At 72.9% G+C, this 17,087-nt stretch carries 10 protein-coding genes; 6 read left to right on the top strand and 4 right to left on the bottom strand.

The features are described 5' to 3' along the window. Positions 1 to 2: 2 nt before the first annotated feature. Together ACWD0J_RS22535 and ACWD0J_RS22530 are read right to left on the bottom strand one after the other, a co-directional pair. On the bottom strand, positions 3 to 2,873 hold the full coding sequence (locus tag ACWD0J_RS22535) for an AAA family ATPase (RefSeq protein WP_451497592.1): 2,871 nt from the start codon (positions 2,871 to 2,873) through the stop codon (positions 3 to 5). Between the two features lie 74 nt (positions 2,874 to 2,947). Continuing rightward, positions 2,948 to 6,187 (bottom strand): tetratricopeptide repeat protein, encoded by a 3,240-nt coding sequence (locus ACWD0J_RS22530; protein WP_451497591.1) that lies wholly within the window; start codon positions 6,185 to 6,187, stop codon positions 2,948 to 2,950. 183 nt (positions 6,188 to 6,370) lie between these two features. On the opposite strand from ACWD0J_RS22530, the gene ACWD0J_RS22525 reads away from it, so the two are divergent. The 6 genes from ACWD0J_RS22525 (at position 6,371) to ACWD0J_RS22500 (ending at position 15,561) form a co-directional block, all read left to right on the top strand. Next, positions 6,371 to 6,775, top strand: coding sequence for a hypothetical protein (locus ACWD0J_RS22525; protein WP_451497590.1), 405 nt, complete (start codon positions 6,371 to 6,373; stop codon positions 6,773 to 6,775). Positions 6,776 to 6,805: 30 nt separating this feature from the next. Continuing rightward, the gene (locus ACWD0J_RS22520) at positions 6,806 to 8,833 is read left to right on the top strand and encodes a thioredoxin domain-containing protein (protein WP_451497589.1); all 2,028 of its coding nucleotides are present in this window, start codon (positions 6,806 to 6,808) and stop codon (positions 8,831 to 8,833) included. 200 nt (positions 8,834 to 9,033) lie between these two features. Then, complete coding sequence (locus ACWD0J_RS22515; RefSeq protein WP_451497588.1) at positions 9,034 to 10,302, top strand: glycosyltransferase; 1,269 nt, start codon at positions 9,034 to 9,036, stop codon at positions 10,300 to 10,302. After that, a complete protein-coding gene (locus ACWD0J_RS22510) occupies positions 10,299 to 11,957 on the top strand; it encodes an ArnT family glycosyltransferase (RefSeq protein WP_451497587.1) in 1,659 nt (552 codons plus the stop codon). The genes ACWD0J_RS22515 and ACWD0J_RS22510 overlap by 4 nt, the downstream gene beginning before the upstream one ends. Further along, a complete protein-coding gene (locus tag ACWD0J_RS22505) occupies positions 11,954 to 13,147 on the top strand; it encodes a glycosyltransferase (protein ID WP_451497586.1) in 1,194 nt (397 codons plus the stop codon). Before ACWD0J_RS22510 ends, ACWD0J_RS22505 begins: the two co-directional genes overlap by 4 nt. Next, positions 13,144 to 15,561 carry a galactose oxidase-like domain-containing protein gene (locus ACWD0J_RS22500; RefSeq protein ID WP_451497585.1) on the top strand — a complete coding sequence of 806 codons (2,418 nt, stop codon included), beginning with the start codon at positions 13,144 to 13,146 and terminating at the stop codon, positions 15,559 to 15,561. The genes ACWD0J_RS22505 and ACWD0J_RS22500 overlap by 4 nt, the downstream gene beginning before the upstream one ends. Here ACWD0J_RS22500 and ACWD0J_RS22495 read toward each other — a convergent pair. Further along, entirely contained in the window at positions 15,558 to 16,292 is a 735-nt protein-coding gene (locus ACWD0J_RS22495) for a Mut7-C RNAse domain-containing protein (protein WP_451497584.1), read from the bottom strand. The genes ACWD0J_RS22500 and ACWD0J_RS22495 overlap by 4 nt on opposite strands. Before the next feature lie 99 nt (positions 16,293 to 16,391). Continuing rightward, positions 16,392 to 17,030, bottom strand: coding sequence for a TetR/AcrR family transcriptional regulator (locus ACWD0J_RS22490; protein WP_451497583.1), 639 nt, complete (start codon positions 17,028 to 17,030; stop codon positions 16,392 to 16,394). Positions 17,031 to 17,087 lie beyond the last annotated feature (57 nt).

Genomic DNA, 17,087 nt, shown 5'->3' with positions numbered 1-17,087 from the left:
GGTCACCGTCCGCGCAGGGGCTCGGACAGCGGCGTGGCAGCCGGAGGTGCCCCGTCCCCGGCGTCGGCTGTGTCGATCTCCGTCTCGACCTCCTGCAGCACGACGCCGGTGGCGTGGTGCTCGACGACGAAGCGGATGCGGTGCCGGCCCGGCCTCCTCGGGGTGAACCGGAACTCGGCTCCGGCGCCCGGCCCGTCGCCGGCGGAGGGCAGGAGGGCGACGGCGTGCTCGGGCTGCACGTCGGCGGCGGTGAGGGGGATCGCCCGGGCGGACAGCCAGGGCAGCCCGGGCCCGGCGGCGGAGGCCCAGGGATGGTGCACGCCGGGTACCAGCCGCAGGGCGATGCGTGCCGCCCGGTCCGCGCCGGGGGCGTCGTCGAGCAGGGTGAGGCGGAGGTGCGACTCCGTGGTGGGGAAGCGGGGGACGCCGTCGTAACGCGGCTCGGGGACGGTGTGGCGGGCGGCGCGGGGGACGCGGAACCGGCCGCGTTCCTGCGGCCATTCGATGGCGGCGAGCAGGGAGGGCGGACAGCGGCGGGAGAGCTCCCACAGCACGGCGCGGGGAGGGTCCTCGCCGTCGAGGACGGTGCGGGCGAGGTCGGTCCAGGCCCTGCCCGCCTCGTCGCCGATGGAGTCGAAGAGAGCGCGGGCACGGGCCAGCGCATGCCGGCCCGGGCCGCGCAGAGGCTGCCGGATGCCCTGCTCCAGAGCGGTCCAGGCCTCGCCGTGCGGGCACCCGGCGTCGGTGAACCGTCTCGCGGCCACCGCGAGGTACCCCGGGGTGTCGTCGCGGAGCCCCAGGTAGTGCGCGTCCCAGGCGCCGCGCAAGGCGTCCGCCGCGTCGCCGAGCCGGAGGGCCTCCAAGGACCCGGGTGCGGACCCGGCCACGGACCTGTGCCGGGCCACGGACCCGTACTCGTACCCGGCCACCGCCGCGGCCATGGCCACGGACCCGTGGCCGGGCGCAGTGCCCGGCTCCCCCTCCCGCAGCAGGCCGGAGTACAGCGCGCGCCACGCCTCGACCCGGCTGTGGCCCGGCGTCCGCCGCGTACGGACAAACGTCCCCGGCGTCCCCGGCGTCTCGGTGACCGCCAGGCCGCTGTCCCGGGACACGACGGAGAGCCTCAGCAGTTCGGTGTCCGCCCAGTCCCCACCGTGCGGGTCCTTGATGTCGAGGAACATCATCCGTGCGGCACTGAGCTGCTTGACGGCGTCGTCGAAGTCCCCTCGCAGCAGGCACCAGCGCCCGTACTCGAGCACGGCCCACGCCTCGCCCCGCAGGTCCCCCGCGACCTGGTGCGCCTCGATCGCGCGGCGCAGCAACGGCCCCACACCGCGCAGGTCCCCCCGGTCGCAGGCGACGGCGGCCTTGGTGTGCAGGACCCAGCCGTCGGCGCCGCGTCCGGAGGAGAGCCCGGCCAGGTGACGCTCGGCGTCGCGCAGCCGCCCCAGATCACGCCACAACAGCGCGAGCTGGAGCCGCTCGGCCGGTCCGGGGCTGTCGTGGGGCAGCACCTTGCGGGCCAGAGCCGGTTCCTCGCACCGCCGCAGGGCAAGGGCCAGGGGAGCCGCGAACCCCTCGTCCTCTCCGAGCTCGTGCCGTACGCACTCCCGCAGCGCGAGGAGCGCGAACACCCGTCCCCGGTGGGCCAGTTCGTCCGCCAGGTACGCGCTGAAACTCCGCACCTCCGGATCCCGGGCGGACAGCATCCGCGTGACCAGCAGGAGGTACGGCGTCGGATGGTCACCGATGAGGGAGGGGGAGCGTCTGGCCTCCCACAGCAACGGCCGTGCCGCGGCGAGGGCCCGCTCCCGCGCCTCCTCGCGCGGCCAGTCGCGGGTGAGCTGCGCGACGACCGCCCGGTGCAGGCGCACTCCCGTCCCGTCGCGCTCCAGCAGCCCCAGGCCCTCCAGCAGGGCCAGGTCCCGCCGCAGACACTCGGCGCAGCGCGCACGGCGGCCGTCCGAGGCGTCCGCGTCCGGCAGCAGGCGCGCCACCAGTTCGTCCGGCAGCCACAGTCCGTCCGGCGCGGTCAGCGCCGCCAGTGCGTCCCACAGCCGCAGCGCGCTCCCGCGCAGCAGCTCCCGGGCGGACGCGATCAGGCCGGGGAGGGTGTCCGGCAGGTCGCCGGTCCGGTGGCAGACGCCGGCCAGCGCCCCGCCGATGCGCAACGCGAGCGGGGTGAGCGCGGGCCTGCCCAGGGTGGCGGGGCGCACCAGCCTGTCGGCCGCCGCGTCGCTCGTCGTCCTGCCGCTCGTCGTCCCGCCGCTTGTCGTCCCGCCGCTCGTCGTCCCGTCGGCTGTCGTCCCGTCGGCCGTCGTCCCGTCGGCCGTCGCGTCGGGCGCCGACCCGTACCCCGCCGCCTCACCGACGAGCCGCCGTGCCGCCGGCCACGACAGGTCACCCAACTGGCAGCGGTACGCGGAGGGCGGTACGTCGGCCTGCTCGGTGAGGGCGAGAACCTGGCAGTTGGAACCCTGCACCACCGACCGCAGCGCGTCCAGGAGCGGGCCGCCGGCGCCGTCCACGACGAGCACGGGCCACATGCGGTCGGCCAGTTCCCGCCGGCAGAGCTCGACGACCGTGTCGCGGACCCGGTCGGCCGGTGCCTCGACGACGTCCGCCAGCCGCCCGGGCCGCGCTCCCACGGCGTCCAGCAGCCGCAGCAGCGTCGTCTCCGGCCGTTCCCGGACACCGACGTCCTCGATCCGGAACACCTCCGGCGAGCCCGGCCCGGTCCGCGTCACCTGCCGCGCCAGGGCCGACTTGCCGATGCCGGACGGCCCGGTGAGCACGACCATCCGGCGGGGCGCCAGCGCCTCGCGCACCTCCCGCAGCTCCTCCTCGCGCCCCACGAACGGCACACCGCTCACCCAGGACACCTCCCCTGTACCGCTGATGTACCGCCGATGCAGCGCCGTCGTAGCGCCGGGCCCCCGCAGCGCGACTATGCCCGCGACGTCGTCACCGCCACCCCCATCACCTCCCGAGCATGCCTCCCCGGCACCATCCCCAACCGCCAGGCCTGCCAGCCCGCCTCCAGGCTGACCCCGCGCTCCAGCAGCAACCGGTACGCCCCCACACAGTCGTCGAGCTTCTCGTCCCGCACCGGATGGCCCGCCTGCGCCAGCTGCGCCAGCTCTTCCTGCGCCACCGCCGTGCCGACCTCCACGCCGCCCGGGGACGCGTACGGCAGCAGCGTGCAGCGCAGGAAGCGGGCCCAGTCCTCGCCCCGGCGGTCCCCGTACGACGTGAACAGGCCGATCGCCTCGCCGCACAGCGCCAGTGCCTGCGGCGTCCGGGCGTTCCCCGCGTCGACCACCGCCAGTTCCAGGCAGGTCCACGCCTCGCCGTGGGCGACGCCGATGCGCTGGAAGTCGGCCCGCGCGTCGACCAGCAGCTGACGGGCGAAGCCCGAGTTGCGCAACGAGCCCGTCTGCGCCGCCCGTTGGTCACGGGTCGCCCGGGCCGAGTGGTGCCGGGCGCAGGCGAGGCCGTAGACGTCCCGCATCCGCGAGAACATCGTCCGGGACCGCTCCAGGGCGCGGACCGCCTGGTCGAGATCGCCCGTCTCCTCCAGGGCCTGGCCCAGGTAGTAGACGGTCCACGCCTCGCCGCGCGCGTCCTCGTTGTCGCGGTGCCGGGCAGCGGCCAGGTGCAGGGCGTCCAGCGCCTCCGAGGCGTCACCGGCGACCAGCCGGGCCCGGGCCAGCTGGGTCAGGGCCCAGGCCTCGCCGCGGGCGTCACGGGTGCGGCCGTACAGATCGAGGGCCGTGCGCAGTTCCCGTTCCGCGCGCGGTACGTCACCCATGCGCAGGCCGAGCTGGCCGAGCTGGAAGTGGGCCCACGCCTCGCCGTGCACGGACTCGCCGGCCCGGTGCAGGACCAGGGACTCCTCCAGCAGCTCCAGGGCCTCGGACAGGTGCGCCCGGTCCCGCTCCACCGCCGCCAGCGCGTGCATCGTCCAGGCGCGGTCGGTGGCCAGTTCGGGGGCCGACTGGAGGTCCAGGGCCTCACGGAGACGGGCCGCCGCCTCGGTGAGGTTGCCCTGGTGGTGGAGGGTGATGCCGAGCGAGCCCAGGGCGCGGGCCGCGCCCGCGTCATGGTGGGCCTCCATGTACAGGTCGACCACCGAGGTCAGCGTCGTGCGCGCCTTGTCCAGCTCGCCGAGCTGCCGGGCCGCGATGCCCGTACGCCACTGCACCGAGCGGACCAGGAGGCCCTGGTCGACCTCCCCCACACTCGGCTCCGCTCGAGCGGGGGGACCCCCACGCGCCAGCTCGCTGATCTCGCCCAGCCGGTAGAGGTCGCCGCGCAGCAGGCAGTAGTCGCACAGCGCGCCCAGCAGGTTCAGCACGGCCTCCTGGTCGACGCCCTCCGCGTGTCTGAGGGCCGCCGTGATGAAGCTCGACTCGTCGTCCAGCCAGCGCAGCGCCTCGTCCAGGGAGTGGAAGCCGTGCGGGCTGAAACGGTCCGAGCGGGTCGACATGTTGCCGTCCACCAGGCGCAGCACCGAGTCGGCGAGGTCGGCGTAGTTCACGATCAGCCGTTCCTGTGCCGCCGTCCGCTCGGCCGGCTCCTCCTCGTCGAGGAGACGGGCCCGGGCGAAGGCGCGGACCAGGTCGTGGACGCGGTAGCGGCTGCCGCGGACATGGTCGATCAGGCCCGCCCGGGCCAGCGCCGCCAGGTGGCGGGTCGCCTCCGTCTCGTCCGTGGCCAGCAGCGCGGCGGCCGCGGCGGCGCCGAGGGAGGAGCGGCCGGCCAGCGCGAGCCGGCGCAGCAGCCGGCGGGCCGGTTCGGACTGGTCGGTGTAGCGCAGCCAGAGCACCCTCTCGGCCGCTTCGACCGGGCCGTACACGCCGAGGTCCGCGGCCAGCCGGCGGGGCGAGCGCGGTCCCAGGGACGAGCCCGCGACGCGCAGCGCCAGCGGCAGACCGCCGCACAGCTCCCTGATCCGGTCGGTGGACTCGGCGTCGTAGGGGCCGGAGCTGTCCTCGGCGCACGCCCTCAGCAGCTCCTCCGCGCCCGGCGCGTCCAGGGCCTCGACGGGCAGGTGGTGCACCTGGGCGGTGAGGCCGGCGGGCAGCGCGAGGGCCTCCCGGGCGGTGACCAGGACCAGACTGTCGGAGCGGTCGGGGACGAGTGCGCGGACCTGTTCGGGGTCCGAGGCGTCGTCCAGGACGATGGTGACCGGCAGACCGGTCAGATGCTGGTGGTACAGCTCGCTCAGCCGCTTGACCTGCTGGTCCGCGGAAGACCGCTCCCGGAACAGGAGCTGCTCGCGGGGCGCGCCGAGCCGGTTCAGCAGGTGCAGCAGCGCGTCCCGGGTGGACAGCGGCTCCTCCTCCGGGCTGTCGCCGCGCAGATCGACCACGCACGCGCCGCGGAAGTAGTCCTTGAGGTCGTGGGCGGCGCGCACCGCGAGCGTCGTCCGGCCGCTGCCGGACGCCCCGTGCAGCACGACCACCGTCGGACGGGTCTCGGTGGTCGCCCGGGACGCCTGCACCCACTGCCGGATCCGCGCCATCTCCTGGCGGCGGCCCGCGAACGGGCCGCCCAGCTCCGGGAGTTGCCCGAACGACTGTCGCAGCACACTGCGCCCGCGGGCCGCCGCGCTCTTGTCCGCGCCCTTCAGCCGCGGGCCCGTCTTCTTCGGCCCGGTGGACGCGCTCAGCACCCGCTGCTGGTCGAGGAACGGGCGGATGCCGCGCACCTCCAGCGCCGTCAGCCACTGCAACCGCAGCTGTTCGGGCCCGCCGGGCTGGCCGATCGCGCCCGCGCGGTGGTGCGCGGCGGGCAGATGGACGCCGGCCACCTTCACGACGGTCGCCGCCGCGCCCACCACGCCCACGGCCAGCCCGGCGCCCAGCGCCGTGCCCGTGCCGGTGCCCAGGGCCAGGTCGGCGACGGTGGCCGCGACCGCGGCGACGCCCGCCACCAGCAGGGGAGTACCGCCCCCCTCCTGGGCGTACCGCTGCCCGAAGGTGAGCTGACCGGCCTTCGCCTCGTCCAGCGCGCGTGTGTAGGCCCCGTACTCCTCGGCGGCGGTCTGCGCCATGGCGTCCAGCGATCCGCGCGCCCGCGCCAGCAGTACGCCGCCCTCGATCCGCCCGCCGGAGCGCCGCGCCTCCTCCTCCACGGCCCGCGCCAACAGCCGTTCCGCCTCCGCACGATGACTGTCCCGCATGTCAGGTCCCCCTCCGACGGCAGCGGCTTGTCGATCCTTGGTCAAGTGTGCTGCGGACGGCGGGTGGGTGCGAGAGGGCGGCCCCGATCACCGTGCTCCGCAGGGAGAATTGGTGCGGAGGGCCGCCGTGGCTATCGTGATCGCGGCCACAGGGCGGAAGGACGGGGGCGCCACGTCAGTACGGTGAACGACGGGTCGACGGGCCCGCCGCAGGGTTCCCACCAGCCGCGCTGGGCCTGGTGGGTGATCGGGATCGACCTGGACACCTCACCGGCACCGACCGTGTCGGGCGGCAGCACGGACGGCGCGGACATCACGTTCGGCGCGCCCTCCGGCACCCCGGAGCTGTACGTGCCGGACTACGCCAAGAACCTGGTCCCCTGGCCTGCCCCTGATGTCGTTCCGACGGCGGCGGAGTGCGCCGCGAGCGTGGACGCCAACGGCAGCCCGTACGCGGCGGTGAAGCCGGGTGACCGCTTCTGCCTGCGGACCGGCGAAGGCCGGACCGTGTACCTCAGCGCCAAGGCCGCGCCGATCCAGGGAACGGGACGACTCGAGGTCACCGTCTGGGACACGCCTGCCGCGTGACGGACTGGGTACTGCGGCAGGATGGACCACATGCCGAACCGACTGGCGCACGAGACGTCCCCCTACCTCCTGCAGCACGCCGAGAACCCCGTCGACTGGTGGCCCTGGTCGGACGGGGCCTTCGAGGAGGCGCGGAAACGGAACGTCCCCGTCCTGCTCAGCGTCGGCTACAGCAGCTGTCACTGGTGTCACGTCATGGCCCGCGAGTCCTTCGAGGACCAGGAGACCGCCGACTACCTCAACGCCCACTTCGTCAACGTCAAGGTCGACCGTGAGGAACGTCCCGACGTGGACGCCGTCTACATGGAGGCCGTGCAGGCGGCGACCGGGCAGGGCGGCTGGCCGATGACCGTGTTCCTCACCCCGGACGCCGAGCCCTTCTACTTCGGCACCTACTTCCCGCCCGAGCCCCGGCACGGCATGCCTTCCTTCCGGCAGGTGCTGGAAGGGGTGCGGAGCGCCTGGGCCGACCGGCGGGACGAGGTCGCCGACGTCGCCGGGAAGATCGTCCGGGATCTCGCCGGGCGGGAGATCTCCTACGGTGACAGCCGGGCCCCCGGCGAGGAGGAGCTCGCGCAGGCCCTGCTCGGCCTCACCCGGGAGTACGACGCGCAGCGCGGCGGATTCGGCGGGGCGCCCAAGTTCCCGCCGTCCATGGTGATCGAGTTCCTGCTGCGGCACCACGCCCGCACCGGCTCCGACGGCGCCCTCCAGATGGCCCGGGACACCTGCGAGCGCATGGCCCGGGGCGGGATCTACGACCAGCTCGGCGGCGGCTTCGCCCGGTACTCCGTGGACCGCGACTGGGTCGTGCCGCACTTCGAGAAGATGCTGTACGACAACGCCCTGCTGTGCCGCGTCTACGCCCACCTGTGGCGGGCCACCGGCTCGGAGCTCGCCCGCCGGGTCGCCCTGGAGACCGCCGACTTCATGGTGCGGGAACTGCGCACGAACGAGGGCGGGTTCGCGTCCGCGCTGGACGCCGACAGCGACGACGGGACGGGCCGGCACGTCGAGGGCGCCTTCTACGCGTGGACGCCCGAGCAGCTGCGCGCGGTGCTCCAGGACGACGCCGAGCTCGCCGCCCACTACTTCGGCGTCACCGAGGAGGGCACCTTCGAGGAGGGCGCCTCCGTCCTCCAGCTCCCGCAGGACGAGGGCGTGTTCGACGCCGAGCGTGTCGAGTCGGTGAAGCGGCGGCTGTTCGACGCCCGCGCCCGGCGCCCCGCTCCCGGCCGGGACGACAAGGTGGTGGCGGCCTGGAACGGCCTCGCGATCGCCGCGCTCGCCGAGACCGGCGCCTACTTCGACCGTCCCGACCTGGTGGAGGCCGCGGTCGGCGCCGCCGACCTGCTGGTGCGGCTGCACCTGGACGAGCACGCCCGCCTCGCCCGTACCAGCAAGGACGGCCAGGCGGGCGCGAACGCGGGGGTGCTGGAGGACTACGCCGACGTCGCCGAGGGCTTCCTCGCGCTGGCCTCCGTGACCGGGGAGGGCGTGTGGCTGGAGTTCGCCGGCTTCCTCCTCGACCATGTCCGCACCCGGTTCGCCGACGACTCCGGCGCCCTCTACGACACGGCCGCCGACGCCGAGAAGCTGATCCGCCGGCCGCAGGACCCCACCGACAACGCCACCCCGTCCGGCTGGAGCGCCGCCGCGGGCGCCCTGCTGAGCTACGCCGCCCAGACCGGCTCCGAGCCGCACCGCACCGCAGCCGAGAAGGCCCTCGGTGTCGTCAAGGCCCTCGGCCCGCGCGTCCCCCGTTTCGTCGGCTGGGGGCTCGCCGTCGCCGAGGCGCTGCTGGACGGTCCGAGGGAGGTGGCGATCGTCGGACCGGCGCCGGGCGATCCCGGTACGCGGACCCTGCACCGCACGGCGCTGCTGGGTACCGCCCCCGGCGCGGTGGTCGCCGTCGGCGTGCCGGACGGCGACGAGTTCCCGCTGCTCGCCGACCGGCCTCTGGCCGGCGGTGAACCGACCGCTTATGTCTGCCGTAACTTCACCTGTGACGCTCCGACGACCGATCCGGAGCGTTTGCGTGCGGCCCTGACGCGCTGACCGGCGAGAACGGAGGGGCTCGTTCGGGATGCCCGAATGGGCCAAGTGTGCGGATACCTCCCAGTAGTCGCCCGCCGTTCCGAAACACGTTATTTATCGGAACAGCTCCCGCGCTTCACAGTTCCCCCCTAATCTCTGCACAGTGACGTCACGGACGGGGAGTCCGTCGCGCCAGGGGGTTCGGGATCTGGGGGGATCTGTTGTTGACGTCTGTCTTCATCGCTGCCGTTTCACTGGCCTTGTTCTGGATGGCGGCCTTCACCCTGTGGTGGCAGATGCACGCGTGGCGTACGCCCGAGGTGCTCGCCTCCACGCGCTTCCACAGACCGGACGGCGGCGAGAGCCTGTCGTTCTCGCTGCTGCTTCCGGCGCGCCACGAACAGGCCGTGCTCGACCACACCATCCAGCGGCTGCTGGAGTCGAGCCACACCGACTTCGAGATCATCGTGATCGTCGGGCACGACGACCCGGAGACCACGGAGGTCGCCCGCGACGCCGCGGCGCGCGACCCGCGCGTGCGCGTCGTCGTTGACACCCACGAGAAGAAGAACAAGCCGAGGGCCATGAACACCGCGCTCCCGCACTGCCGCGGTGACGTCGTCGGGGTCTTCGACGCCGAGGACCAGGTCCATCCGGAGCTGCTCGCGCACGTCGACCACGCGTTCCGGACCACCGGCGCGGACGTCGTCCAGGGCGGGGTCCAGCTGATTAACTTCCACTCCAGCTGGTACAGCCTGCGCAACTGCCTGGAGTACTTCTTCTGGTTCCGCTCGCGGCTGCACCTGCACGCGCAGAAAGGTTTCATTCCGCTCGGCGGCAACACCGTCTTCGTCCGCACGGACGTGCTGCGGGAAGCCGACGGCTGGGACCCCGACTGCCTCGCCGAGGACTGTGACCTGGGAGTGCGCCTGTCCAGCGTCGGCAAGAAGGTCGTCGTCGCCTACGACTGCGACATGGTGACCAAGGAGGAGACCCCCGGTTCGCTGATGTCGCTGCTGAAGCAGCGCACCCGCTGGAACCAGGGCTTCCTCCAGGTGTACCGCAAGAAGGACTGGAAGCAGCTCCCGGGCTTCGGCCAGCGGCTGCTGGCCCGCTACACGCTCATGACGCCGTTCATGCAGGCCTTCACCGGCGTGATCATCCCGCTGAACGTGGCCGTCGCGCTCTTCCTCGACGTGCCCGTGAGCATCGCCTTCGTCACCTTCCTGCCGGCCGTCACCGCCCTGGTCACCTTCGTCTTCGAGGTCGTCGGACTGCACGACTTCGGCAAGCAGTACGGCCTCCGGGTGCGCTTCGTGCACTACCTCAAGCTCGTCGTGGGCGGCCCCTTCTACCAGGTGCTCCTCGCCGGTGCCGCCGTCCGTGCCGTCTGGCGCGAGCACCGCGGCCGCGACGACTGGGAGCTGACCACTCATGTCGGCGCGCACCTCACGGCGTCCGAAGTGACCCGAGAGGACGTCCCCGCGTGACCTCCACCCTTCCCGCGGTGACCACCCCTACGGTCCCCGCGCAGCGGCAGCCTGCGCCCGCGTCCGCCCCGGCCGGCCGCACCACCCCGCCGAGCCGGCCGCGTACCTCCCGCCCCGACCTCCTGCTGTGCGGCCTGCTCCTGGTGGCGATCCTGATCGTGCAGGGCTGGAACATCGCCGACTACCCGACGCTCAGCGACGACGAGGGCACCTACCTCGCCCAGGCCTGGGCGGTCCAGGAGGGCAGGGGCCTCGCCCACTACACCTACTGGTACGACCACCCGCCGCTCGGCTGGATCCAGCTCGCCCTGCTGACCTGGATACCCTCGCTGATCAGCCCCGAGTCGATGACCGTCGGCTCGATGCGCGTGATGATGCTGGTCGTCAGCGGCGTCAGCGCGGTGCTGGTCTACGTCCTGGGCCGCCGGCTGTCCCTGCCCCGCTGGGCCGCGGGGCTCGGCATGGTCCTGTTCGGGCTCTCCCCGCTGTCCGTCGTCCTCCAGCGGGAGATCTTCCTCGACAACCTCGCGGTGATGTGGACGCTGCTGGCGTTCACCCTCGCCGCCTCCCCGAGCCGTCACCTGTGGCACCACTTCGGGGCGGGCATCGCGGCCGCCACCGCCGTGCTCACCAAGGAGACGATGCTCGTCGTCCTGCCCGCCCTGCTGGTCACCATGTGGCGGCACAGCCACCGGGACACCCGGAAGTTCGCGGTCACCGGCGCCATCACGGCCTGTGTGCTGATCGGCTTCTCGTATCCCCTCTTCGCCCTCCTCAAGGGCGAGCTGCTGCCCGGCGGCGGCCACGTCTCCCTCTGGGACGGCGTCACGTACCAGATGACCCGGCCCGGTTCGGGCTTCATCCTCGACCCCGGCTCCGGTTCGCACGGCGTCTTCCAGTCGTGGCTCTACTACGACCGTGTGCTGCCGCTGGGCGGCCTGGCCGGCGCCCTCCTGCTGCTGGCCACCTGGCGCTGGTCGGTGACCGCCCGCGCGCTGGCCGGACCGGCCCTGACGGTGGCCATCCTCGCCGCGCTGGCCCTGCGCCCCAACGGCTACCTGCCCGCGATGTACGTCATCCAGGCCCTGCCCTTCCTCGCCCTCGTCCTCGCCGGAGGCACCGCCTCCGTCGCCCACGCCGTGCTGCGCAGATGGCGGGCCGCGGAGGAGAAACGATGGGTCACCGGCGGGCGGTACGCCCTCGCGGCGGTTCTCGCCGTCGCCGCCGGCGCCCATGTCGTACCGAAGTGGTACGACGGCGCCCGCACCGCCGTCACCGTCGACGCCAACGCCCCCTACGAGGCCGCCTCGAAGTGGCTGAGCACCGAGGTGGACCACCCGCAGGACACGCGGGTGCTCGTCGACGACGCGATGTGGCTGGACCTGGTGCACGCCGGGTACCGGCCCGGGCTCGGCGTCATCTGGTTCTACAAGGCCGACCTCGACCCCGCGGTGACGAAGACCATGCCGCGCGGCTGGAAGGACATCGACTACGTGGTCGCCTCGCCGACGGTACGGCGGGACGCGGTCGACCTGCCCAACGTCAGGGCGGCCATCCAGCACTCGACACCGGTCGCCGTCTTCGGCACCGGTGCGGACCGGATCGAGATCCGGCAGATCCAGACCACCGGCACCGCCGTGGGAGGCGTCCGATGAGCCAGGAATCCATCGTCCCCAAAGAACTCGGCGAACCGGCCCTACGCGCTGTCGAGGTGCCCGAGCCGGGCGCCGTCACCATCGTCGTCCCGACCTTCAACGAGTCCGCCAACATCCGTGAGCTGCTGCACCTGATCACCGAGTCGGTGCCTTCCCGGCTGCCCTGCGAGGTGGTCTTCGTGGACGACTCCACGGACGACACCCCCCAGGTCATCCGCGAGGCGGCCAAGGACTGCCCCTTCCCGGTCACCGTCCTGCACCGGGACGAGCCGGCCGGCGGGCTCGGCGGCGCCGTCGTCGAGGGCATCAAGGCGGCCTCGTCCGACTGGGTCGTCGTCATGGACGGTGACTGCCAGCACCCGCCCTCGCTGGTGCCGGAACTGGTGGCCACCGGCGAGCGGACGGGCGCGGGGCTGGTCGTCGCCTCCCGGTACATCAAGGGCGGCAGCCGCGCCGGGCTCGCGGGCAGCTACCGGGTGGCCGTCTCGCGCGGTGCGACCTGGCTGACCAAGTCGCTCTTCCCGCGCACACTGCACGGCATCAGCGACCCGATGAGCGGGTTCTTCGCGATCCGCCGCAGCGCGGTCACCGCGGACGTGCTCCAGCCGCTCGGCTACAAGATCCTCCTCGAACTCGCCGTCCGCAGCCGCCCGCGCCAGGTCACCGAGGTCCCGTTCGTCTTCCAGGACCGGTTCGCGGGCGAGTCCAAGTCCGGCGCCCAGGAGGGCCTGCGCTTCCTGCGCCACCTGGCCGGCCTGCGCTCCGCCTCCCCGGCCGCCCGCATGATCGGCTTCGGCCTGATCGGCGTGACCGGCTTCGTGCCGAACCTGCTCGGCCTGTGGGCCCTCACCGCCGCCGGCCTGCACTACGTACCGGCCGAGATCCTCGCCAACCAGCTCGGCGTGGCCTGGAACTTCGTCCTCATCGAGCATCTGCTGTTCCGCGACCGGCGGCGGCACCGGAAGTGGTGGGACCGCGCCGGGCGGTTCGCGCTGCTCGCCAACGCGGACCTGGTGCTGCGCATCCCGCTGATCGCGCTGTTCGTCCACCGGCTCGGCATGGGCGTGCTGTCCGCGACCGCGCTCGCCCTGGTGACGACCTTCGTCCTGCGCTTCGCGGCGACCGAAGCGCTGGTCTATCTGCCGCGCAGGGGGCTGCGCGGGAGCAGCACAGCAAGGAGAGCCGCGTGAGAAGACGTCAGCTGACCAGGTACCGGAGAAGAACCGCACTCGTCGGGGTGGGGGCGCTCACCGCCGGCCTCCTCCTCGTCTCACCCCAGTCCGCCTCCGCCGCCAACCTGGTGAAGAACCCCGGCTTCGAGACCGCCGGCACCGGTGACATGCCGTACTGCTGGGAGAGGTCGGGGTGGGGGGACAACGACTTCGCCTTCTCGACCGTGGGCGACGCCCACAGCGGCTCCAAGGCCATGAAGGTCGAGCTCACCCGCCGCGTCGACGGCGACCGCAAGGCGCTGATCACGGAGTCCGCCGAGTGCGCGCCGGTCGTGACGGCGGGCAGGCAGTACGACCTCGGGCTCTGGTACAAGTCGACCACCCCGGACGCCTCGCTCACGCTCTTCCGGCACGACACGGCCGCCGGCTGGCAGTACTGGACCGACCTCAAGACGCTGGAGATGGCCGGGAGCTGGACCGAGGCCACCGTCCGCACCCCGGAGGTCCCGGCCGGCACCGACCGCATCACCTGGGGCGTCTCCGTGTACGGCACGGGCTCGGCCACCACCGACGACCACACGATGGAGCAGGTCGCCGACCCGGTACCGGACCCGGTGTGCACGGGCACGGCCGCGGAGTGCGCCGACGGCAGGTGGGACGTGCTGCCCACGGAGAACCCGGTCCGCTCCATGCACTCCGTCGTCCTCCACAACGGCAAGGTGCTGCTGATCGCGGGCTCCGGCAACAGCGAGGAGCAGTTCGCGGCGGGCACGTTCACCTCCGCGGTGTACGACCCGGTCAAGGGCACCTACAAGGTCATCCCCACGCCGAAGGACATGTTCTGCGCCGGGCACGTGCAGCTCCAGGACGGGCGCGTGCTGGTGATGAGCGGCAACAAGGCGTACCCGGTGGCGGGCGGGCACGGCTACGAGGGCTACAAGGACTCGTACGTCTTCGACCCGGTCACCGAGACGTACAGCAAGACCAACGACATGAACGACGGCCACTGGTACCCGTCGGCGACCGCGCTCGGCAACGGTGACGTCATCTCCTTCGGCGGGCTGCGCGAGGACTCGACCGGCTCGGTGACCGCCGAGCTGTGGTCGGACGCCGAGCAGCGGTGGCTGCCGACCTGGAAGGTCAACCAGACCTGGTCGTACTGGGGTCTGTACCCGTCGATGATCCTGATGCAGGACGGCCGCCTCTTCTACTCGGGCAGCCATGTCTTCGGCAACAACATCCCCGGCACCGGATCGGCGATCTACGACTACGCCGCCAACACCGTCACGCAGACCCCGGGCCTGCAGAACAAGGACCAGCGCGACCAGTCGGCGAGCGTGCTGCTGCCGCCGGCGCAGGACCAGAAGGTCCTCACCGTCGGCGGCGGCAACATCGACTCCAACCCGGACGCGGGCCGGCTGACCGACGTCATCGACCTGAAGTCCGCCGACCCGTCCTACGTCGCCGGCCCGCCGCTGCCGCAGGGCACCGTCGACCTCGGCAACGGCCGGGTCCCGCAGACCGGCGGCCAGGGCAAGATGTACGTCTCCACCGTCCTGCTGCCCGACGGCACGGTGCTGGAGACCGGCGGCGCGCTGCACAACCGGGCCGACCCGGTGTACGAGTCGTCGATCTACGACCCGGCCACCAACACCTTCGACCCGGTGGCCGCCGACCCCGAGGCACGCGGCTACCACTCGTCCTCGTTCCTGCTGCCGGACGGCCGGGTGATGTCGACCGGCGACAACCCGGGCAACGGCACCTGGAACCACGACGTGTCGATCTACACCCCGCCCTATCTGCTCAAGGGCCCGCGCCCGGCGATCACCTCGGTGATCGACACCGAGTGGAACTACGGCGACACCCAGCGGATCACCGTCGACCGGCCCGTCGCCAAGGCCGAGCTGATCCGTCCGGCCGCCGTCACCCACTCCTCCGACCCGAACCAGCGGTTCGTGGACCTGCCGCTGTCGGTGGACGGGAACAACATCGACCTGAACGTGACGAGCAACCCCGACCTGGCGCCGCCCGGCTGGTACATGCTCTTCGCGGTCGACGCCAACGGGGTGCCGTCCGTGGCCGAGTGGGTGCACCTCCAGGGCCCGCAGGCGCTGAAGGCCACCGACGCCTCGGCGCACGTCCACTCCTTCGCCGACTCGCTCGACGGCACCGTCACCGGGCCCGGCAAGAAGCGGACCTCGCAGCAGGTCAGCCCGGCCGTCTCCGGCTGCGACCGGCACTACGGCTCGATCAACGTCTGTGTGCCGACCGCGTTCCCGGACGAGGTGAAGAGGACGACGGCCGCCCGCTGCGCGTGGCTGAAGACGAACGACTACGGCCGCCTGAAGGTCAACGGCAAGGACGACCCGCTGCGGCTCGACCGGAACAAGGACGGGACCGCCTGCGGGAAGGGTGACGTGCGCAGGAATTAGCGGTCGCCCGCGAACTCTTTGAGGGCGCGCTCCACGATGGCCTCCAGCCGTTCGTGGTGCGCGCCCTTCCAGTACGCCTGCCCGCACTCCCGGCACTGCGCGAAGACGTCGTACGACCGCCGCGTCCCGCCTTCGAGCCGATCCGCCAGCTCCTCCTTGGTGACCTTGCGGAGCAGGCCGTTGCAGGCGGTGCAGCGGGTCCAGGGCCTGAGACCGGGACGGAACCGGCCGAGGACGTCCTGGAGCTGTTCCTCGGGGCGGGTGCTGTAGACGAAGGCGCCCGCCCACAGTTCCCGGCGGTGCAGCAGGCCCCGGTCCCGGCTGAGCATGACCCGCTTCTCGGCGGCCGAGCGAGCGGCGAGGGCCGGGTCGCCGATGTCCGTCGACTCGTACGCCGTGTCCACGCCGAGCAGGCGCAGCCTGCGGGCGAGGGTGCCGAGGTGGACGTCGAGGAGGAAGCGCAGGGGAGCGCCGGGGACCTCCTGGGGCCGTTCGACGGCCCGTACGCGGACGGACTCGCCCGCGGCCGGGAGGTGCGAGACGGGCCTTACGCGGCCGTCCACGACGAGGGAACCGACCTCGGTCAGCGGGACGCCGAGGGACTCGACGACATGGCCGAGGGTCGAGACACCGTCGGTGACGACCGGGGTGGCGCCGGTGCGACGCCGGCGCGCGACGAAGAGGGCCAGTTCGGGAGCGAACTCGACGTGGATCTCGGGTGCTGCGCTCACCGGGTCAGGATGTCATGCCCTCGGAGGCCGGCCGCGGGAGTTCTCCCGGGCCGGGCCGTGCTCACCGGTCGCGGTACACCTCGCGTCGACGGGCGGTCGCTAGCACCCGCACGAAGACGTCCGGGCCGCCTGCTCGAAGACATCGTCCAGGGCGCGGTCGGCCAGGTCGGCCAGGTCGCCCTGGTGGCCGTGTTCCGCCCAGTACCGCGAGACCTCCATCAGGCCGCCGATGAGGGACATCGTGAAGACCCGCACCTCCAGGCTCCCCGCGTCCGGGCCGGAGCGCCCGGCGATGGCGTCGGCCAGCAGGCGGCCGGTGGCCGACAGGCTCTCCAGCATCCGGGAGCGCACCGCGGGAACCTCGGCCATCAGCCGCGTCCGCAACCGCGTGACCTCGGGCTCCTCGCCGGTCCCGATGCCGATGGCCTTGCGCATCACGTACCGGACGGAGTCCGGCCACGGCTCGCCGGCCGGCCGGGCGGCGAGCTCCTCCGCCATGACCGGGTCGTACTCGTCCGTGAGGACGATGTCCTCCTTGGCCGGGAAGTAGCGCAGGACGGTCGACGGCGACACCTCGGCACGGTCGGCGATCTGCTCGATCGTCGTGGCGTGGTACCCCTGCTCCCCGATCAGCGCGTAGGCCGCGGCGCGGATCGTCCCGCGGGTCTTGATCTTCTTCCGCTCACGGAGTCCCAGCGGGGGGCGGCCGGCGGGGGCGGTGGTGCGTGCTGCCGTCATGAACGCCATTGTCCGTCGTTGCCCGTTGTCGTCCGTCGTCGTCCGTCGGTGTCCGGC

Source organism: Streptomyces sp. NPDC003011 (genome assembly GCF_053591515.1).
The sequence above is the reverse complement of the archived record's forward strand: the minus strand, read 5'-3'. Positions and strand labels throughout refer to the sequence as shown.